Source organism: Ruegeria sp. (assembly GCF_965243365.1).
GTDB lineage: Bacteria > Pseudomonadota > Alphaproteobacteria > Rhodobacterales > Rhodobacteraceae > Ruegeria.
In genome coordinates, this window is record NZ_CBDEUW010000002.1 from 2,642,057 (window position 1) to 2,662,613 (window position 20,557).

At 56.7% G+C, this 20,557-nt stretch carries 18 protein-coding genes; 15 read left to right on the forward strand and 3 right to left on the reverse strand.

The features are described 5' to 3' along the window. Positions 1-20 precede the first annotated feature (20 nt). Positions 21-1,700 (forward strand): hypothetical protein, encoded by a 1,680-nt coding sequence (locus ACP0GE_RS16850; protein WP_424833069.1) that lies wholly within the window; start codon positions 21-23, stop codon positions 1,698-1,700. A gap of 459 nt (positions 1,701-2,159) precedes the next feature. Here ACP0GE_RS16850 and ACP0GE_RS16855 read toward each other — a convergent pair whose 3' ends face one another. From ACP0GE_RS16855 to ACP0GE_RS16865, 3 genes are all read right to left on the reverse strand, one after another. After that, positions 2,160-4,604: a TOTE conflict system archaeo-eukaryotic primase domain-containing protein gene (locus tag ACP0GE_RS16855; protein ID WP_424833070.1), complete on the reverse strand. Its 2,445-nt coding sequence runs from the start codon at positions 4,602-4,604 to the stop codon at positions 2,160-2,162. Positions 4,605-4,758: 154 nt separating this feature from the next. Next, positions 4,759-4,995 carry a helix-turn-helix transcriptional regulator gene (locus ACP0GE_RS16860; RefSeq protein WP_424833071.1) on the reverse strand — a complete coding sequence of 79 codons (237 nt, stop codon included), beginning with the start codon at positions 4,993-4,995 and terminating at the stop codon, positions 4,759-4,761. Positions 4,996-5,133: 138 nt separating this feature from the next. Then, positions 5,134-6,330: a tyrosine-type recombinase/integrase gene (locus tag ACP0GE_RS16865; protein WP_424833072.1), complete on the reverse strand. Its 1,197-nt coding sequence runs from the start codon at positions 6,328-6,330 to the stop codon at positions 5,134-5,136. Between the two features lie 638 nt (positions 6,331-6,968). Here ACP0GE_RS16865 and ACP0GE_RS16870 point away from each other — a divergent pair. The 14 genes from ACP0GE_RS16870 to lpxC all read left to right on the forward strand — a co-directional run bounded on the left by ACP0GE_RS16870 (position 6,969) and on the right by lpxC (position 20,450). Next, positions 6,969-7,910 (forward strand): hypothetical protein, encoded by a 942-nt coding sequence (locus ACP0GE_RS16870; RefSeq protein WP_424833073.1) that lies wholly within the window; start codon positions 6,969-6,971, stop codon positions 7,908-7,910. A 196-nt stretch (positions 7,911-8,106) separates the two neighbouring features. Further along, positions 8,107-9,270 (forward strand): putative lipid II flippase FtsW, encoded by a 1,164-nt coding sequence (gene ftsW, locus ACP0GE_RS16875; RefSeq protein ID WP_424833074.1) that lies wholly within the window; start codon positions 8,107-8,109, stop codon positions 9,268-9,270. Continuing rightward, positions 9,270-10,367, forward strand: a complete 1,098-nt coding sequence (locus ACP0GE_RS16880) for a UDP-N-acetylglucosamine--N-acetylmuramyl-(pentapeptide) pyrophosphoryl-undecaprenol N-acetylglucosamine transferase (protein WP_424833075.1) — start codon at positions 9,270-9,272, stop codon at positions 10,365-10,367. Before ftsW ends, ACP0GE_RS16880 begins: the two co-directional genes overlap by 1 nt. Beyond that, on the forward strand, positions 10,364-11,773 hold the full coding sequence (gene murC / locus ACP0GE_RS16885) for a UDP-N-acetylmuramate--L-alanine ligase (protein WP_424833076.1): 1,410 nt from the start codon (positions 10,364-10,366) through the stop codon (positions 11,771-11,773). Before ACP0GE_RS16880 ends, murC begins: the two co-directional genes overlap by 4 nt. Positions 11,774-11,849: 76 nt before the next feature. After that, positions 11,850-12,098, forward strand: coding sequence for a DUF2484 family protein (locus tag ACP0GE_RS16890; RefSeq protein WP_424833077.1), 249 nt, complete (start codon positions 11,850-11,852; stop codon positions 12,096-12,098). After that, positions 12,095-12,361, forward strand: a complete 267-nt coding sequence (locus tag ACP0GE_RS16895) for a DUF2484 family protein (protein WP_424833078.1) — start codon at positions 12,095-12,097, stop codon at positions 12,359-12,361. Before ACP0GE_RS16890 ends, ACP0GE_RS16895 begins: the two co-directional genes overlap by 4 nt. Positions 12,362-12,384: 23 nt before the next feature. Further along, the gene (locus ACP0GE_RS16900; protein WP_424833079.1) at positions 12,385-12,678 is read left to right on the forward strand and encodes a hypothetical protein; all 294 of its coding nucleotides are present in this window, start codon (positions 12,385-12,387) and stop codon (positions 12,676-12,678) included. After that, positions 12,675-13,601 (forward strand): UDP-N-acetylmuramate dehydrogenase, encoded by a 927-nt coding sequence (gene murB / locus ACP0GE_RS16905; protein ID WP_424833080.1) that lies wholly within the window; start codon positions 12,675-12,677, stop codon positions 13,599-13,601. The genes ACP0GE_RS16900 and murB overlap by 4 nt, the downstream gene beginning before the upstream one ends. A gap of 108 nt (positions 13,602-13,709) precedes the next feature. After that, positions 13,710-14,627: a D-alanine--D-alanine ligase gene (locus tag ACP0GE_RS16910; RefSeq protein ID WP_424833081.1), complete on the forward strand. Its 918-nt coding sequence runs from the start codon at positions 13,710-13,712 to the stop codon at positions 14,625-14,627. Beyond that, positions 14,615-15,622, forward strand: coding sequence for a cell division protein FtsQ/DivIB (locus ACP0GE_RS16915; protein ID WP_424833082.1), 1,008 nt, complete (start codon positions 14,615-14,617; stop codon positions 15,620-15,622). The genes ACP0GE_RS16910 and ACP0GE_RS16915 overlap by 13 nt, the downstream gene beginning before the upstream one ends. Positions 15,623-15,630: 8 nt before the next feature. Further along, positions 15,631-16,965 (forward strand): cell division protein FtsA, encoded by a 1,335-nt coding sequence (ftsA, locus tag ACP0GE_RS16920; RefSeq protein ID WP_424833866.1) that lies wholly within the window; start codon positions 15,631-15,633, stop codon positions 16,963-16,965. Further along, on the forward strand, positions 16,952-17,359 hold the full coding sequence (locus ACP0GE_RS16925) for a hypothetical protein (RefSeq protein ID WP_424833083.1): 408 nt from the start codon (positions 16,952-16,954) through the stop codon (positions 17,357-17,359). The genes ftsA and ACP0GE_RS16925 overlap by 14 nt, the downstream gene beginning before the upstream one ends. 346 nt (positions 17,360-17,705) lie before the next feature. Beyond that, the gene (gene ftsZ / locus ACP0GE_RS16930) at positions 17,706-19,316 is read left to right on the forward strand and encodes a cell division protein FtsZ (RefSeq protein WP_424833084.1); all 1,611 of its coding nucleotides are present in this window, start codon (positions 17,706-17,708) and stop codon (positions 19,314-19,316) included. A gap of 213 nt (positions 19,317-19,529) precedes the next feature. Next, positions 19,530-20,450, forward strand: a complete 921-nt coding sequence (gene lpxC, locus ACP0GE_RS16935; protein ID WP_424833085.1) for a UDP-3-O-acyl-N-acetylglucosamine deacetylase — start codon at positions 19,530-19,532, stop codon at positions 20,448-20,450. Positions 20,451-20,557 lie beyond the last annotated feature (107 nt).

Consider the following 20,557-nt stretch of genomic DNA (forward strand, 5'->3'; position numbering starts at 1 on the left):
AAATTGAAGGAAAAATTTGAATGCCTACTAGGTTTGTTGTGGCTTTGGCGGCCGTAACTTTTGTGTCTCCAGCTTTAGGGGAAACATATTTTTATCATCCGAACAGCTCAATTAGCTTAGGGCAGCCCTACGACGAGATGCGACCGAGCGAAAATCTAAGTGGGAACGGTTTTTTCGAATGGAGCAATAACGCGGTAGCACAAGAACCGGGTTTGTCCGGCGTGGAGTTCGATTATCGGGAAATTTCGAATTTCAGTGATTATGCAAGTGCACTGAGTATTGACGCTAGCGCGGAAGCTGAATTCGGCTTGTCGAGCGCATCAGCGTCGCTGAGTTACGACGAAATCAGTCGACGCGCAGAAAACAAGATTGTCGTGTCGATTACTGCTTCGCGCGAATTTAAACCCAAGAAAATGACTGGGACGTTGCGTTTGAGTACCCAAGGCAAAGATTATCTTGAACTCGCAAACGACGGGGGAAAACTACACTTGTGGCGTCAGGCCGCGGGAAGTGGGGTGATCGCCGAGACCGTTTCTGGTGCGTCGGTTTCATTGTTTTACAGTTTTACTGCTTCCAGTAAGTCCAATTTGACCCGCCTCGAGGCAGCCGTCCGAGCAGCTTGGTCGTCCGGTGAAGCAAGTGCAAACATTGTGAAGGCTGCGCAAAGTGCAGACAGCTCGGTTTCCATCCAAATGACCTATCGCCGAGTCGGCGGAAGCGAAAATACGGATGCGCTGGACGCACTTCTGCGTGCAGGAAATGGAGACATCGGAGACTTGAAAGAAGCGATGGCTGTAGCGTTGAGAGGAGTAACCCCGGACAATGCACGGTTGTTGCGCTTTAATACAACAGACGTGAAGAATTTAGCAGAAGTTGTTTTTGCAACAGATGGTCAGTATGGACTTCTTGAAGATTACTATGATGAGGTTCAGCGAGCTCGTCGAACCCATTTTGAGCGATTGGTAACTGCGTCGGCCCGGCATGAACTGGCTCAACAATTGCTAGACAGCAAGCCGCAGAACGTGTTTGCCCCACAAGGATATAACGAGCTAAAGAAAGTCGAGCAAAGTTTACAAAAGGTTACTCAAGACATTCGCGCAGAGTATCAAGCCTACAACCGTCTTGATCCGGGAGACGTGCAGGTTAGCACGCGAGCTGGCACAGATATCCCATCGTTGGAACCTACAAAGTACTTCAAACTGCCATTTGCACAAATTTCGAATTGGGTGCAGACAAACGGATCGGCTCCGCAGTGTGGATGGGCGACCTACAAGAATTGTGAATTCCACGACTTCTACGTACAGTTCTACCCCGTGATCAACTTTCAGCAACCTGAGTTCATATCGAGAATGCGATTGCTAAAAAATTGCATTCCAGTGGCTTCGCTAAACAATTCAGCGGTAAAGGCGCTGCAAGACGCTAGCGGGAACATGTCGACAAACTACCAATCGAAGCACGAGTCGATCCAACACTATACTTGGGGATTGAATCATATGCCTGGTGCTTTCACAAATTGGAAGGCGGCAGCCGGACGATCCGAGGCCGCCAATGAGTACATGCTCGAGATTGTCACTACCGATGAGACCACACATTTTGTAACCCTTGGCGCATTCAGTCAGCCGGCTACAGTACCTTCAGTGTACGAAAGTGCTGATCAAGCGTGCGGTGAAAAGCAAAATAGACTGGCAATTTCGCAATAATGAACGCGCACTTCTGTGGTTTTGGATAACATTCGGCGACGGGCGTTATCTTGATATTCGAGTGCAACAAACCGCACGCATAGATGTCCGAATGCCTATTTGGTTCCTCGAGAAATTGCGGCCGCGTACCGCAATTTCATCGAGTTTATCCAAGAAGGACTGATATCATATCAGTCTGTCTCGCTTGATATGATTGGATAAATCTCCGCTTTGCAATTTTTCCATGCAATTTTGGGTGATCTTCGAGCGATTGTGCGGAGAACGCGAGGGCAGTGCGGGCGTCTTCGCGCTCGCTGAAGCCATTGACCACAGGCGCCGCAGGCAAAACCCCCGGTCACTCCTTTTAGCTCTCAAATTAGTTTGTTAGTTCGCCCCTGATTTCCGCCTACCCAACTAACTAACTCGCAGAGCTAAAGCTCGAACCACCCCCTTAATCCTGCGGTGCCTGTGGTCACCAGATCAGAACGGCACGTTTGCGGCACTCGATAGTCGTGCCGCTTCAACCATATCCAAGAATTCTTGCGCTGGGTCAGGCGTTACAATCAGCCAATCACGGTTCACGCGTTCCATTGACCATCCACGTTTCCGCAGCATTGGGGCGACGCCCTTCAAGGCACGCGACAACGTAGATGCAGTTTTTGGAAGGCGGTACGCATCAAGGCCGTTGTCGCGACACGCATCACCAAGCTGCTTGAGTAATTGCAAAGGTGAGGTACGAATTTCCGTGCCCTTCGGTTTGTCCGTTGCCCAGACCCCAAGTGCGCAGTACGTCACATCGTCCATTGCGGCCTCAAGCTGAGCATCTTCCTGCCGTTGCTCCATCACTTTCACAAACCAGTCGTCGGGCTTGCCCATCGACCGCGCAGTCGCCTCGCCAATCGCCGCAAAACTCGCAACCCGGATTTCCCGCTGGGCATACTGTTCAACGTCGAGGGTTTCGAGGATGCGCAAAACGTCAGATACGAGATTGCACATAGCACCGAACATGCGCGGTCGTGATGCCGCAAGTTTTTCTGAGAACGCTTTTTCGGACATCGTTTTCTCGGCCTTGCGCAGTTCAATGTCGATCATCCGCGATATGAGGTCAGAAGCGTATCGCGCAGGTTCAATGCCATTTACGATGATAGGGCGCTTGACGAAGATGGTGAACATATCGGCGTTTGAATAAAGCTGCCGCGTCTCGAAACCCATGCCCGTGCATATCCCGCACAAGTGATCGGATATCTTGGTCAAGTCGGACATGTTCTCTAGCGTCACGACGGCATTGTGCCATGCCCTCAGAATAAGGTCGTCGGGCTTTCCAGAGTAAGGCGTCGTCATTGCGGTCACAGGGTCCAAGAGCGAGCGCATCACCCACGTTGCCGATGTTTTTGCGGCACCGTATTCGCCTGTCAGGTTGACGATAGGGGACGGGCTTTCCGTGAAGAACATTGACACGGCGCACGCCATGAAGATCACAAACTGATCATCATCCAAGTTCACCAGTGCGCGGATATCATCCACCGTACCTTTGGGGTCGAGTTCGAGTGCTGACTGCCCCGAACGTCGGAACGCAACAGGACAGTCGCCAGTTATCAGGGAGAAACCTTTTGGCGTGATCTGCACCACGTTGTCATTGTCATCGCACATATCAATGAAGATGCCGTCAGGGTGTTCTTTGACGCGTAGGTGTACGTCCTCACGTTCGGCGTATGAGTAGGCCCGTGCATGGTCCTGCATGTGCTTGATGACTTCCGATGACGCAGGCACTCCAGCTTCATGGACTGTACGTCGCAAGAGGTCTGCGAACTCGATACCATCAATGCGCATAACACGACGATTCGAGACGCGAGCAAACGCGATACCGTCTTGGTCTTGGAACAATTCTAGTGCGTCGATGATGTCTTCAAGAAGAATGCGAGGCGCATCGGCCTTCGAGAATGTTACGCCTTCGGGCAGACCGCCTGTGTAGCCGCCTGATTTTGCAAGCACCCAGAACGGATATGGATTTGGTTCGCACTTCGGAGCGATACGTCCCCACTCGCGCGCCACGTCCTCGTCGCTATCGTAACCCGGCGTTGCGCGTGAATACTTCAAGAACAGTTCTTCGCCGTCGTCTTGGAACGCGCCGCAAATATGAAACGCCGCACGAGACCAATCTTTGAAAGACTCGCCGGGCTGCGCTTGCATGTAGCATTGCAAAGCGCGGTCAGTATCTACTTCGCCTCTGTTAGCGTCGCTGGACTTCGGACCCCGCTTGCGAGGCTGCGCGAGTTTCACATCTGCTGCATCGACTTCGATGAGCAAAGGCGTGCCGTTGCTATCGCGATTGCCGTCCGACCAGTCGAGGAGTGTCGATTTGCGTGCGAATGGCAATGCGAGATTATAGCGTTTCGCTTCGCCTTGTGGGTAAATGTCGACTTCATGAATGTTTGCGCCACTCGGCTTTGTCTCGTGATATAAGCCGCCTGCGCCTTTTAGGAACTTTTCATTCGAAGATGACGCAGCCTCAAGGATATCGGTGCCTGTGCGCACGATATGCCCTTGACCCATGGACTTTTCAAACACGACCCAGACGTGAACACCACGTCCACCGCCTGACCGAACAATGAAGTGCGGATAGCCTCCATCGCTCAAAGCCTTACAGATACGCCATGTTGTGAAGCCGATGCCTTCGTCGGCAATTTGTTTGCCGGGTTTTGCATCGAGATCGAACACCATGAAATGCGAGCGCCTTTCTTTCAACGTTGTGTTGAAGCCGAGGGGCGGTTGCGTTTTCAAGTGCGCGTCCAGCAGTTCAGCCGTGAACTTGTCTTCCACGCCCTTCGACGTGTTGTACTTGAACTTGTCGCCCTCCCAGTAGCCATAACTGACACCGGGTCCGGCCTTCTCAACGATCAAGTTGAGGATCTCTTTCTTTTGCATTCGGTCGTCTTTCCTCTGTCGGAAAGCACAGGCCCAACCTTCATCTCCGGTTTCAGCATCAGGATAAATGGCTTATGTAATAGCCACTTAATTCAACGTTCCTTGTCGTGTTGAGCTGATTTTGAGGCGTAGGTCGGCGAAACCTGCGCCTCATTTACTTTGCGGTTACTAGGTTTTCATTCAGCCACGCCACCAGATCATCGCGCTGGTAGCGAACAATCTTTGATCCCGGCTGCGAATACGTTGGACCTGCGCCTTTCTTGCGAAGATCAAGCAAGTAGTAGTCAGACACACCGAGAAAATCAGCGGCCTGTTGCGGGGTCATGATTTGCGGATGTTGATGCGTCTCAATAGCGGCGCGAAGTTCAGAGATGATGCTTTCAGCACTCATTTGACGTTCCCTAACTTAAGGGTGTCAGAACAAATGCACACCTCCCTAACATGGCATTCAAGGCCAGACGGTGCGCATCCGCCGCCGAGAAAGGGTTGTCGTCTCGGCAGGGACACGGGTTGATATATGAAATTGCGGTTAGTTGGTTTCGATTGCTGCTACAAGTTGAGAATAAGGTGTCGAACTTTTTTGGGCGATCAACTGTCCGATTTTCTCAACGTCTTCATGTGCTGCAATACCGTGCATGTATCCAACGTCTGCCCCGTCACCGAGGACGATATCGCCACGAAGGTATTTCACTTTGGAGCGATCAATGCCCGCCATTGATCCTGCCGACGTGAACAGATGCCGAGTATCGTGTTGGCGCAATACTTTGGGAGAACCTAGCGCCTGTTGGTGTGTGATTGGGACACCGGCCTTGGTTTTGGAGGCAAAGACCAAATCATCATGAATGCGTGGGATGCGTCTCAATGCAGCCGACGCCACGCTGGAAAGCGGGAAGGTGCGTTTCGTGCCGTTCTTGAGGCGCGGGATAGTCAAAAGGTTCCGTTCCAAGTCAAGGTCTGACCACTCGATGTTGCGCACGTTGGTCGAGCGGATGCCTGTGAACAGCATAACAAGCCATACCGCTCGCATGGTCACATCTTCAACCTCCATGACGGCGTCAAGTGCAGGCCATCGCCCAGAGGGATCGAACAGCAACTCTTTGGGTTTCGACGCGTATGCCCGAATGCGGAAGGTTGGGTCTTCGATCACATCGTCTCGGATCAGCATTTCGTTGCGATAGATGGCAGAAAGGATGCGAAGCAACTTGGTCGCTTGAGCAGGGCTATCCTTCAACGCTTTGATTTGGGCGTTGATCATCGGTCGCGTGATCTCGTCAATGGGGACATCCAACCATTCACCCTTCGGTCCGGCGTGGTTTTGCAACGTCGAAAGATAGTCGTAGATCGTGTTGGGTGATTTCTCCTTCGTGCGCGGATCAACGCGTTCGGTTGTGTGCCGGAGAAACGCCTCTTTCAGCGTAATCTCTTTCGATCTATGGGCATCAGGGGCGGGAAGGGCGTGTGTCGCATCAGCTACGCGCTCTGCCATGCTCTCCGCCGCCTGTGCTGCTTGGTGCAGGTTCATCGCAGGCCATTTGCCAAGCGTCTTGGATTTGGTCTTTCCGTGCGCGAATTTGACCAACCGCCACGTCTTGGATTTTGTACCGACGTCCAAGTACAGATTTGGAAATACGCCCTTGCGAATGTCGGCATAGCGGTCTGTGCCAGCAGTTGAAAAGGGCAGCTTTTCAATACTGCCTTCGGTGAATTTGACGCGCTGAGTTCCCATGATTGACTCCGAATTTTGCAATTGATTTGCAATTTTCGTAACAACCACCACCGGGTCTGCTCAACCGAAGCATCTGAATTTATTAGGTAAAAACAACGTAACCCACTCAGAGCAACCGAAGTATCCCATTTTTGTAATCAGTAGGTCCGCGGTTCGAGTCCGTGTGGGGGCACCACTAAACCACTGAAATTAATAAATATTTGATCTGATTGCCTTGCCGTCCGTCCGAACGTCCGACTCTGTCCGAGTCGGACGGCCTGCAAAAGGGCACCTTATTGTGGATCCTGACTTTTCGACTGACCTTTCGTCAAAAGATCAAATGCGACCGCCGCGACCAGAAATGCTAGGAAGCCAACAACGCTACCATGACCGGCTAGAACACCTGAAGCCACGGCCAGCCACAGGCCACCCATGCTTGTGTCGCGATTAATCAGATATCTCCAAATTGCGTTCAACCTAACCTCCTATTTGACATCTACAATAATGGCCCAACCTGCCTGCACTCAATTCTTCCGCACGGACCAATGCGTTGCAAATGTTTTGGTACAAAGAATCAGCCTTCCCTTTCGTGTCTCGATCACTCAGCGCAACGGGGCTGGGTAGGTGAGTCTTGAGGCTGCTCTCAGGCGGAGACAGGTTTGACTGCGGTATTCTTAGGCTATACCCCGGGCAACGAAGGTTGGGAGTCAAAGGGTAGATCAGACATGCAAGTGGCTATCCACGCTGGTGCCCTGTTTACCGATGAGGGACGGCTTATCAAAGCGTTGCAGGCGAACGCGGCGCTGTTGGGGCAAAGAAATGTGTCGTTCTGGGGGCCTCGGCGATATCGACAGATCTTCGCTCCGGCTCTGAATGCTGCTCAAGACGCTCAGAGTGATGCGGATGCTCTCACCCGGTTCCTCGCTCTGCCGTCCAGGGGTGCAGAGGCTGAGCGGAGCATTGTTTCTGATCCTTCGTTCATCGGTGAAAAATTGTCGGTCATCGAGGACGGGCAACTATATCGTCAGGCCGGGCAGCGCGTGGCGCATCTTGATCGGTTGATGGGCGGCAGGCCGGTAGAATTGTTCCTTGGCCTCCGCAATCTTGGAACGTTTTTACCCAAAGTTCTGATGTGGCTACCCGAAGCGGACCGTCATGATGTACTAAATTCAACCGATCTGAGCTGTCTGAGCTGGCTTTCAATGATCGAAGACATTCGTGAACTGGCGCCGGATGTCAAAGTTACGCTTTGGAGTAGTGAGGACTCGCCCTTGATATGGGGGGAAATATTGCGTGCTGTAACGGGAATGCCGGACGACCGGCCCATGGCCGGGGAATTCGACTTCCTGTCTTCATTGGTGTCCGATATCGGCAAGCACCAGATCCAAAAATTGCTCGAACAGGACGGTGCGCAACGGGGCGAAGGGTTTTATGACGACCTGGTGCGTATTTTCCAGCAACATGCGCTGCCCGATGAGATCGAGGAAGATGTAAATCTGCCGGGATGGAGCGACGATATCGTTGCCGCGTTTACCGAGTTGTATGAACAGGATCTGACGAGGATCCAATCGATGTCCGATATACGGTTCCTGAAACCCTGATCTGGGGGTCGTGCGACCGGTTATCGAGTTCCCTGTGAGCCAGAATTTTGCCTCCGGTACGGCGTGAAATTGCGCAGGGTGCCAATTTTACAGTATTGCCGGTTCAAGACACTGGCCTGAACGTGATTTTCACTGTAGACTCTCAATCAGATCCCGAAAAACGGGACGTTGACGAGGCAGATAGTGGCGGTATCTCATGACTGAGATGGTGTATGGCGCGGTCCAGAACCAGCGCGGTGAACCGATTCTTCCAAAGTGGTGGCGGACAATTGATCGCTGGACCATGTCCTGTGTTCTGATCCTGTTTGTGATCGGGCTATTACTGGGGCTGGCTTCATCGCCCCCATTGGCCGGGCGCAACGGGTTCGATCCGTTTCACTATGTCGAGCGTCAGGCGCTGTTCGGCGGGCTGGCTTTGATCGCGATGCTTCTGACGTCGATGATGTCGCCGACTTTGGTTCGACGACTCGCGGTTCTGGGTTTTCTAACGGCCTTCGTGGCTTTGGTCTTCCTGCCGGTTTTTGGCACGGACTTTGGAAAGGGTGCTGTGCGCTGGTATTCGCTGGGCTTTGCTTCGCTTCAGCCATCCGAATTCCTGAAACCCGGCTTTGTCGTGGTCGCCGCGTGGTTGCTGGCCGCCTCGCAGGAGATCAATGGCCCGCCGGGCCGGTTGTGGTCATTTGCCCTGTGTATGGCCATCGTCGCAATGTTGGTAATGCAGCCCGATTTCGGGCAGGCCTGCCTGATCTTGTTTGGCTGGGGCGTGATGTATTTCGTGGCCGGAGCGCCGATGCTGCTTTTGGTTGGCATGGCAGGATTTGTGGTGCTGGGTGGCATGTTCGCCTATTCGAATTCGGAACATTTCGCGCGCCGCATTGACGGGTTCCTGAACCAAGAAGTCGATCCGACCACCCAGCTTGGATATGCCACAAACGCGATCCGGGAAGGTGGCTTGTTCGGCGTTGGTGTGGGCGAGGGGCAGGTGAAATGGTCGCTGCCCGATGCCCATACGGATTTCATCATCGCCGTTGCTGCCGAGGAATACGGTCTGATCCTCGTTCTAATCATTATCGCGTTGTATTCTCTGATCGTCGTGCGGTCACTGCTGCGGCTGATGCGTGAGCGCGACATGTTCATCCGTCTCGCCGGGACCGGTCTGGCCTGCATGTTCGGGGTTCAGGCGATGATCAACATGGGCGTCGCCGTGCGATTGCTGCCCGCAAAGGGCATGACTCTGCCCTTTGTCAGCTATGGCGGCTCGTCGCTGATTGCTGGGGGTATTGCGGTTGGCATGCTGCTGGCATTCACGCGGACCCGCCCACAAGGCGAGCTTGGCGATATTCTGCGCGGACGAGGCTGATGGGGAATCCCTACCTTTTGATTGCAGCAGGCGGCACCGGGGGCCACATGTTTCCGGCGCAGGCACTGGCCGAAGCGATGCTGAACAAGGGGTGGCGTGTGCGTTTGTCGACCGACCCGCGCGGTGCGCGTTACACCGGCGGCTTTCCGCAATCCACCGAGATTGTCGAGGCCTCGTCGGCCACGTTCGCCCGTGGTGGTATGGCTGCCAAGGCCTTGGCTGGTCCAAAGATCGCGGCAGGCGTGACTGGCATGGTGGTTCAGATGACGCGAGAAAAGCCGGATGTTGTCGTAGGTTTCGGGGGCTACCCCTCGATCCCTGCGCTTGGCGCCGCGACCTTGCTGAAAATTCCGCGTATGATCCATGAGCAGAACGGAGTCCTTGGCCGGGTGAACCAACTGTTCGCCACCCGCGTGGCCCATGTGGCTTGTGGTGTCTGGCCGACCGACCTGCCTGAAGGCGCGCGCGGCACTCATACCGGCAACCCGGTTCGCGCCGCTGTATTGGAGCGGGCAGGGGCTGGCTATATCCCGCCTGGAGACTATCCGATGTCCGTGCTGGTGATGGGTGGTTCGCAGGGGGCTCGCATCCTCAGCGATGTTGTTCCCGGCGCGATTGCCGCTTTGCCCGACGTGCTTCGTGGTCAGATCCGCGTTTCGCATCAGGCGCGGGATGAAGATGCTGAACGTGTCATTGCCTTCTATGACGATCACGGTATCCGAGCGGATGTTCAGCCCTTCTTTGATGACGTTCCGCGCCGAATGTCTGATGCCCAACTTGTGATTTCGCGCTCTGGCGCGTCCAGCGTGGCCGACATTTCGGTCATTGGACGCCCGTCAATCCTGATCCCATTCGCCGCGGCGGCGGGTGATCATCAGACCGCCAATGCGCGCGGATTGGTGCAGGCGGACGGGGCGATCATGATCCCCGAAAACGCGCTTGACGTTTCCACGCTCAGCGCGCAAATCACCGCCGTTCTTACAAACCCCGAAGCCGCACAGAAAATGGCCCAAGCCGCCTTGTCGGTTGGGGCACCCGACGCGACCGAGCGTCTGGTCGCCCTTGTCGAGCAATTGGCGCGGAAGGAGACCACATGAACCCAGCAACCAAACTGCCGCAGGACGTAGGGCCGATACATTTTGTCGGTATCGGAGGGATCGGGATGTCCGGCATCGCCGAGGTTCTGTTGAACCTGGGCTATCAGGTGCAAGGGTCGGATCTGAAGGCATCAAAGATCACGGATCGGTTGGCCTCATTGGGGGCTGAAATCTTTGTGGGTCAGCGTGCCGAAAACCTTGAAAACGCCGCTGTCGTTGTGGTGTCGACCGCGATCAAGCCGGGCAATCCAGAGCTTGATGAGGCGCGGGTACAGGGCCTGCCTGTTGTCCGCCGTGCCGACATGCTGGCGGAACTCATGCGCCTGCGCTCGAACATCGCGATTGCCGGAACGCACGGCAAGACAACGACCACCACGATGATGGCCGAACTGATGGTAGCTGGTGATTTTGACCCGACCGTGATCAACGGCGGCATCATCCACGCCTATGGCTCGAACGCGCGTATGGGGCAGGGCGAATGGATGGTGGTCGAGGCCGACGAATCCGACGGTTCGTTCAACCGCCTCCCTGCGACTATTGCCATTGTCACCAATATCGATCCTGAGCATATGGAGCATTGGGGCGATTTCGATAAACTACGCGATGGCTTCTATGAATTCGTCTCGAATCTGCCGTTTTATGGTCTGGCCGTGTGCTGCACCGACCACGCCGAAGTTCAGACATTGGTCGGCCGGATTACTGATCGCCGCGTGCGCACCTATGGTTTCAACGCGCAGGCTGATGTGCGGGCGGTGAACCTGACCTACAAAGGCGGGGTCGCGCATTTCGACATTCATCTGCAATACGAAGACAACGTGATCGAAGGCTGCACTTTGCCGATGCCGGGCGATCACAATGTCTCGAACGCGCTTTCGGCAGCGGCGGTTGCGCGGCATCTGGGTATGAAAGCTGCGGAGATCCGCGACGCTCTGGCCAATTTCGGCGGTGTAAATCGGCGCTTTACCAAGGTCGGAAAAATTGATGGTGTGACAATCATCGACGATTACGGGCACCACCCGGTCGAAATCGCCGCCGTCCTCAAGGCTGCCCGTCAGGCGACTGAGGGCCGCGTGATCGCGGTTCATCAGCCACACCGATATTCCCGCTTGTCCAACCTGTTCGATGACTTCTGCACATGTTTCAATGACGCTGATGTGGTGGCAATCGCCGAAGTTTTCGCCGCCGGAGAAGACCCGATCCCTGGCGCGACCCGCGATGATCTGGTCCAAGGGCTGATCCGCCACGGCCACCGCCATGCGCGCGCTATCATGGATGAAAGCGATCTTGAACGTCTGGTTCGGGAACAAGCCCGCCCGGGGGATATGGTCGTTTGCCTCGGCGCCGGTACGATCAGTGCCTGGGCCAACAGTCTTCCTGACAAATTGCAAAGAAAACAAGCCGTTTGACGCAGGTCTATGTTTATCGCACAACCAATAGGATCGATGACCGGTTGATTGACGCACAAGCTCCGCGGAGGAGGCGATGGAATATTCACTGATCTTTGCGGCGCTGTGGGTGATCTGCGCCACCATCGTTGCGCTGTTGCCGATGCGATTGCAATTCCCGCCGGGCATCGTCCTGTTGATCTGCGCGCCGGTCCTGATTGTCTGGCTGGGGTATGACTACGGCTGGCTCTGGGCGTTCTTGGCTTTTGGTGGGTTTGTTTCGATGTTCCGCAATCCCCTTCGCTACTACTGGCGCAAATGGGTGCGCGGCGAGGTTATGGAATGAGCTGGTCCATCGCCCTTGCCGCCCTGTGGGGGCTTGCCGCCAACGTGCTGGCGATGATCCCCAGCAAAGACAACCACTGGACGCGTGCCTATATTCTGATCGCTGTTGGTATTCCGATCCTGGGTTACGTCACGTACGAGCATGGCCCGTGGATCGGGTTGATTGTTCTGACCGCCGGCATGTCCGTGCTGCGTTGGCCGGTGATCTATCTGACCCGTTGGACAAAGGCGAAAATGCAGGGCATGAAGGCCAGCAGTAAGTAACAGGCTGTTATTCCGGAGGCCCCATGGTCGACATCGCCACGTTCGCCTATCTGCCGCTGATCTCACTTATTCTTGGTACGGTTGCCGGCTTTGTCGCCGGGCGCTGGGTCGGCACCAAAGGGTTGCTGTGGTTGATCGGATTGGCCTCGGCGACAGCGTTGGTGTTGATCGTGACGCTTGCGGGCGTCCAAACCGGCGAGGAGGAGCAGGCCTTTACCCCGTTCGTCTGGTTGACGGGCGGTGTCCTGCCATTCCTGTTTGCCGTCATCATGGGCGGTCTCGGCGGGCGTAGTCTGGCGGCAAGGGCAAACACATGACAGCACTGCCCGAGGTTCGGGGTCGCCTGACGCAGGCACGTCCGCTCAACGATCTGACATGGCTGCGCGTCGGCGGGCCGGCAGACTATCTGTTCCAACCTGCCGATACCGAAGACCTTCAGACCTTTCTGCGCGATCTGCCAGCCGATGTAACCATCTTCCCCATGGGCGTCGGCTCGAACCTCATCGTGCGCGACGGAGGTCTGCGCGCAGTGGTGATCCGGTTGGGGCGTGGTTTCAACGGTATCGCTGTCGATGGTAACACCGTCACCGCAGGTGCCGCCGCGCTGGACGCGCATGTGGCGCGCAAAGCGGCGGATGCGGGTGTGGACCTGACCTTTCTGCGCACCATACCCGGCTCGGTTGGGGGGGCGGTTCGGATGAACGCGGGCTGCTATGGCAGCTATACGGCGGATGTGCTGCAAAAGGCTACCATCGCCACGCGGCAAGGCGACCTGATTGACCTGACCACCGAGGACCTCAACTTTCGTTATCGCCAGACCGATTTGCCCGAAGGTGCCGTGCTGGTATCGGCAACGTTTCAGGGTCCGGCGGGTGATCCGCAGGAACTGCACGCCCGCATGAAAGAGCAGCTCAGGAAACGCGACGAGACCCAACCGACCAAGGACCGCAGCGCCGGTTCCACGTTCCGCAACCCGGCCGGATTTTCTTCGACCGGGCGCGCCGATGATGTGCATGACCTCAAGGCGTGGAAAGTGATCGACGATGCCGGGATGCGTGGCGCTACGCTAGGTGGGGCGCAGATGAGTCCGAAGCACTCGAACTTCCTGATCAATACCGGCGATGCCACCGCCGCTGACCTCGAAGGTCTGGGCGAAGAGGTGCGAAAAAAGGTTTACGAAACAAGCGGCATCACGCTAGAGTGGGAAATCATGCGGGTCGGCGATCCGCTGACAGAATAAAGCCCCAACCGTCAGACCATAACAGGCAATTTCAGGCGACGGATCAAAGGCATAAACGCAATACGGACCATCAGATAAGGTCCAGGGACATTGAGGCGCACGTTGGGTATGTCGAGCAGGACAAACCTCAAAGTGGCGGTATTGATGGGCGGCCCCTCGGCGGAACGCGAGGTGTCTCTCAGCTCTGGGCGCGAATGCGCGGCCGCCCTTAGGGGAGAAGGCTTTGAAGTGGTCGAACTGGACGCAGGTCCTGACCTCTATGCGCGCCTGTTGGACATCAAGCCGGACGTGGTTTTCAACGCCCTGCATGGTCGCTGGGGTGAAGATGGCTGTGTGCAGGGTCTTCTGGAATGGATGCGTATCCCTTATACGCATTCCGGCGTGTTGGCCTCGGCGCTGGCGATGGACAAACAGCGCAGCAAAGAGATTTACCAGACCGAGGGCCTCCCGATTGTCCCCAGTGTGATCGTGCCAAAGGTCGAAGTGGTCGAAGTCCACGTGATGGAACCGCCTTACGTGGCAAAACCCAACAACGAAGGCTCCAGCGTCGGCATCTATATCGTGCACAAGGGCTCGAATGGGCCTCCGCAGTTGTCCGAGGACATGCCCGAACACATTATGGTCGAGAAATACGTAGCGGGCCGAGAACTGACCGTGACCGTGATGGGTGACCGCGCCCTGACGGTGACCGAGATCATGACCGATGGCGGCTGGTACGATTATGACGCCAAGTACAAGCCCGGCGGCTCGTGGCATGTGCTGCCAGCCGACATCCCGCAGGACATCTTTGACCGTTGCATGGATTACGCCCTGAAAGCGCATAATGCTCTGGGTTGTCGCGGCGTGAGCCGTACGGATTATCGCTGGGATGACAGCCTTGGGGCCGATGGTCTGTTCCTGCTGGAAACCAACACGCAACCCGGCATGACGCCCACATCGCTTGTGCCCGAACAGGCCGAGCATTGCGGCATGACTTTCGGCCAGCTTTGCGCCTGGATGGTAGAGGACGCCTCATGCGACCGCTGAAGGCCACACGCGCACCGGTGATCCACCGGTCCAAGCCGCTGGCCGGTCCGGATGCCGATTTCGCCTCGGCGCAAAACCCCGATCCGACGGCAGAAACTGTCTTGCGACTTCGTGGGGTCAAGCTTTTTCAAGGCGCTGGGCGGCGAGGTGATCCGGCGCCCTCTCGGCTAAGCTACCGTTTGCAGCGTTGGATGCTGACGCCCGGAATTCGGCGCGGTCTGAAAATCGGTCTGCCGATCTGCTTGCTCGTTGCGGCCACCGGTGGCTTTTTTGCTTCCGAGGACAGACGCACCGCCGTCAGCGCCTATGTGGCCGAAATCAAGACTTCGATCCAGGAGCGTCCGGAATTCATGGTCAACCTGATGGCCATCGACGGCGCAGGTACCGGTTTGTCCGAAGACATCCGCGAGGTTGTCCCGTTGGATTTCCCGCTCAGTTCCTGGGATCTGGATGTCGAGCAAATCCGTGACACGATTGCCGGGCTGGACCCGGTGAAATCCGCGACGGTGCGCATCCGCCCTGGCGGTATTCTGCAAGTGGATGTGGTCGAGCGTCAGCCGGTTATCGTCTGGCGAACGCGGGACGGGATCGAGCTGTTGGATGAGACCGGCGCGCATGTGGATCAGGTGGCCTCCCGTGCCGACCACACGGCTCTGCCGCTTATCGCAGGCAAGGGGGCCGATAAACATGTGCCGGAAGCGCTTGAGATATTGGCGACCGCGCGCAGTTTGGGTAGCCGCGTTCGTGGGCTGGTGCGCGTCGGAGAGCGGCGCTGGGACCTTGTTCTGGATCGCAATCAGCGGATCATGCTGCCGACCGAACGCCCGGTCCGCGCGTTAGAGCGGGTTTTGGCAGTCAACGAAGTAAAGGATCTTTTGGAACGTGACGTGGCCGTTGTGGACATGCGGCTTGGGCAGCGACCGACGATCCGGATGAACAAGACCGCCAACGAGGCCTGGTGGAATACAAAAGTGACAGAGGGTAACGGGCAATAACGACAATGATGACCGATCTGTATCAATCCCAACGCGCAATGCGCCAGATGCGCCGTCAGGCGATGCAACGAGGCGTCGTTGCCATTCTGGATGTCGGCAGTTCCAAGATTGCCTGTCTTGTTCTGCGTTTTGACGGCTCAACCCCGCTGAGCGAGGATAACACTATCGGCTCGATGGCGGGCCAGACCGGATTTCGGGTGATCGGCGCGGCGACGACCCGGTCGCGCGGGGTTCAGTTCGGCGAAGTCACCGCGATGCAAGAGACCGAGCGCGCGATTCGAACCGCGTTGCAGGCCGCGCAGAAAATGGCGGATATTCGCGTCGACCATGTGATCGCCTGCTTCTCGGGCGCGAACCCGCGGTCCTACGGGCTGGACGCTCAGGTTGATCTTGAGGGGCAACTTGTGACCGAAGCCGAGGTCGGCCGGGTTCTGAACGCGTGCGACGTGCCGGATTATGGGGCAGGGCGCGAGGTGCTGCACGCCCAGCCTGTGAACTTTGCGCTTGATAACCGCTCGGGCCTGACCGATCCGCGAGGGCAGTTGGGGCAGTCTCTGGCGGTGGACATGCATATGCTGACCGTCGATGCAGCAGCGATTCAGAACATCGTGCGCTGCATCAAACGGTGTGATCTGGAGCTGGCAGGCATTGCAAACTCGGCTTATGTCTCGGGCATTTCGGCGCTGGTCGAGGACGAGCAGGAATTGGGCGCAGCCTGTATCGATATGGGCGGTGGCACCACCTCTGTGTCGATCTTTATGAAGAAACATATGATCTATGCCGATTGCGTTCGCATGGGTGGCGACCACGTGACCAGCGATATTTCCATGGGGCTTGGCGTGCCCGCAGCGGTGGCCGAACGGATCAAAACGTTCAACGGCGGCGTTCACGCGACCGGCGCAGATGACCGCGACCTGATCGATATCGGCGGTGACACCGGTGATTGGGAACATGACCGCCGCACCGTCAGCCGGGCCGAACTGATCGGAATCATGCGCCCGCGCGTCGAAGAGATTCTGGAAGAAGTCCGCATCCGTCTGGACGCTGCAGGCTTTGATCACATGCCCAGCCAGCAGATCGTTTTGACAGGCGGGGGCAGTCAGATCATGGGGTTGGACGGGCTGGCCAGCCGCATCCTCGGTCAGCGCGTGCGTCTGGGGCGACCTTTGCGTGTTCACGGATTGCCGCAATCGGCGACGGGGCCCGGGTTTTCCTCGGCGGTCGGACTTAGCCTGTTTGCCGCGCATCCACAGGATGAATGGTGGGATTTCGAGATACCGGTTGATACCTACGCGGCCCGCCCGTTCAAGCGCGCGGTGCGCTGGTTCCGTGACAATTGGTAAGGTCGCCGCTCTGGCTGCGCTGTTGCCGCTGACGGCGACCGCCCAGACCTTGATCGAACCCGAAGCATTTCTGACCGCCCTCAAGGGCAAAACTGTCCGGTTCCATGATGTACCCAGCGGTGATCTGGTCGGGACTGAAGAATTCCTCAGCACCACCGTGTCGGTCTGGCGGATGGAGGGGCGCGGCTGCGTCTATGGTCAGATCACAACACCGAATGGGCAGATCTGCTTTCTATATGACGACGATGCCGATGGCTTGCCGGTATGTTGGTGGCCCTTCGAACACGAGGGCCGGCTGATGGTGCGGCTTTCGACCTTTGCCTATACCGAAATTCAGGAAGTGCGCAGCATAACAGAAGACGGCCTATCCTGCCCAAGTGCCCCTACCAGTTGAAGAAATAGCTTGCGGCTGACTGATTTATCCCTAAAGATATCCACAAGGCCCGACAGAGGCCCACGGCAGAACATCGAGCGGTTTTGCGACACAGATTGGATGAACGGCGCATCACGCATTGCTTTTTGGCAATGGGTTCTTGGCTTTTGTTGTGGTGGATGAGTGTCAGTCCGCAACATCTGGCGAAGAAAGCAAAATGCCGCCGTTGGATGCCATATTTCCTCCACATTTTGTGGTTTCGCGCGATTTTTGGCGTGACGTTTGGGGATTCGAGCGATAAAATCAAACTCGGATAGGTCAGAAATACACCGCATTTGGCGGCAACTTATAAACAGGCGGACAGAGCATGACATTGAATCTTTCGATGCCCGGGCAAGATGAATTAAAGCCTCGGATTACGGTTTTTGGCGTTGGTGGCGCTGGCGGTAACGCCGTCAACAACATGATTGAAAAGCAGTTGGACGGCGTTGATTTCGTTGTTGCCAATACGGACGCTCAGGCCTTGCAGCAAAGCCAGTCTTCGGCGCGTGTGCAACTGGGCGTAAAAGTCACCGAAGGGCTGGGTGCCGGTGCGCGCCCCACTGTCGGTGCAGCCGCCGCCGAAGAAAGCATCGAGCAGATCGTAGACCATCTTGCCGGTGCGCATATGTGCTTTATCACTGCGGGCATGGGCGGGGGCACCGGTACAGGCGCCGCGCCGATCATTGCGCAGGCCGCTCGTGAGCTGGGGGTTCTGACGGTTGGTGTTGTCACCAAACCCTTCCAGTTCGAAGGCGCCAAACGCATGCGCCAGGCCGAAGACGGCGTTGAATCGCTGCAAAAGGTCGTCGATACGCTGATCATCATTCCGAACCAGAACCTGTTCCGCCTGGCGAATGAAAAGACCACCTTTACCGAAGCGTTCTCGATGGCCGATGACGTTTTGTATCAGGGTGTTAAAGGCGTGACTGACCTGATGGTGCGCCCGGGCCTGATCAACCTCGACTTTGCCGACGTTCGCGCCGTGATGGACGAAATGGGCAAGGCGATGATGGGCACCGGTGAGGCAACCGGAGAAGATCGCGCCATTCAGGCGGCTGAGAAAGCCATCGCCAACCCGCTGCTGGACGAAATCAGCCTCAAGGGCGCAAAGGGCGTTCTGATCAATATCACCGGCTCGCACGACTTGACCCTGTTCGAGCTGGACGAAGCTGCCAACCGTATCCGCGAAGAGGTGGACCCCGAGGCCAATATCATCGTCGGCTCGACTCTCGATACCGCGATGGAAGGTGGTATGCGCGTTTCGGTCGTGGCAACAGGCATCGACGTGGCCGAAAAGCAGGCTGAGGTTCCGGTTGCCCGGCGCTCGATGTCGGCGCCTTTGACACGGACAGTTTCGGCGGAAGAAGCACCGCGTGAGGAAGCGCCAGCAGCTGAAGTTGCGGCCTCGACCGCCGAGGGAAACATCGCACCTTCGTTGTTTGAATCGATCGAAGATGTCGAGTTCAAGCCTGGCTGGCATGAAGAACAGCCAGCGGCCACCGCGCGGGATGACGATGGCCTTCCGCCACCAGCCTACCAGCCCGAAGTTGCCGAGTTCGAACCTCAGCCTGAGCCTCTTGAACCGGCCCCTGAGACCCATGCGGCCCGTTCCGACCTGCCGGGAACACCATCCCCGGAGGCGATCCAACGCTTGCAGGCCGCGGTGCAGAATGTTCCTACCCGCGCCCGTATGGCTGCTGAGCGCCCGCAGCAACCAGCCCCTCAACCGCAACCCGCGGCTGAGGATCGCCCAAGATTCGGGTTTAACCGTCTCATCGACCGGATGACAGGTCACGCGGCTGATACTCCGGCCCAGCCAGTGCGTCAGCAACCGTCATTCCGTCAGGGTGACGCCACGGCACCTGCCCAGGAAGAGGCTGATCCGGACCAGGATCGCATCGAAATTCCGGCCTTCCTGCGCCGTCAGGCCAACTGATACCGGTCACAAAATGCAGATAGGGGGCCGCCTTCGGGCGGCTCTTTCTGTTTTAAATACAAAGCATTACTGGACGGTAAGCAGGGATTTGCCGATCTGTTACATACATGTTTCATTCGGTTACAAAGAGTGAGTTGAGCCTTGGCGCTGCCTTCCTTAGTTGGGGTGCAACACAGCCCGGGGGAGGCTGGACACCACTCGCTGAGGTCAACTTTGCAACATACGCTCAAATCATCAGTCACGTTTAAGGGCGTCGGGCTGCATGGCGGTAAGCCTGCAACCATGGTTCTGAAACCGGCGGCTGCTGGTCATGGGATCTGGTTCAAACGGACTGACATTGAACTGGGCAATGCGCTTATCCCGGCGATTTATGACGTGGTCGAACGCACGCCGCTTTGCACACGCCTTGTCAACGACGCGGGCGTCACCGTCTCGACTGTCGAGCATATCATGGCCGCCCTGGCCGGATGTGGCATCCATAACGCGCTGGTCGAGATTGATGGGCCCGAAGTTCCGATCATGGATGGCTCTGCGGTTGAATTCGTCCGCGGTATCATGGCCAAAGGGGTACGCCGCCAAGCCAGCCCGGTTCTGGCCTATGAGGTGCTGAAACCTGTGACCGTGGAACGTGAGGGTGCGAGGGCATCGATCACTCCGGCGGACGGGCTTGAGATCGAATTTCATATCGACTTTGAAGATGACGCCATCGGCAGCCAGACCAAGACGCTGGATATGCGCAACGGATCATTCGCGCGCGAGCTGTGCGACAGCCGCACCTTCTGCCGCCGCACGGATGTTGAAGCCATGCGTGAAAGCGGTTTGGCCTTGGGTGGGACGCTGGAAAATGCGGTTGTTGTTCAGGGCGACGAGGTACTGACCCCCGGCGGTTTCCGTCACGAGGATGAAGCCGTGCGCCACAAGATGCTGGATGCCTTGGGCGACCTGTATCTGGCAGGCGGCCCTATTCTGGGTCACTTTGTTGGTGAAAAGTCGGGTCATTCGATGACCAACACTTTGTTGCGCAAGCTGTTCGAAACACCCGGTGCGGTGCGTCCGGTGCTATGTACACCAGAACAAGCGGCGCGTTTGCCCGGACAGGGGCTGGTCCGCAGCGAAATTCCACAAGTTGCTTGATTTGATCACCTGAAACGACAATTGCGTCACCGCGCGTATAAGGCGTTTTGCACCGGAATTTTATGTGCTAGACCAAGGCCCGATCCGGGGCGAACCCCGATAAGTAA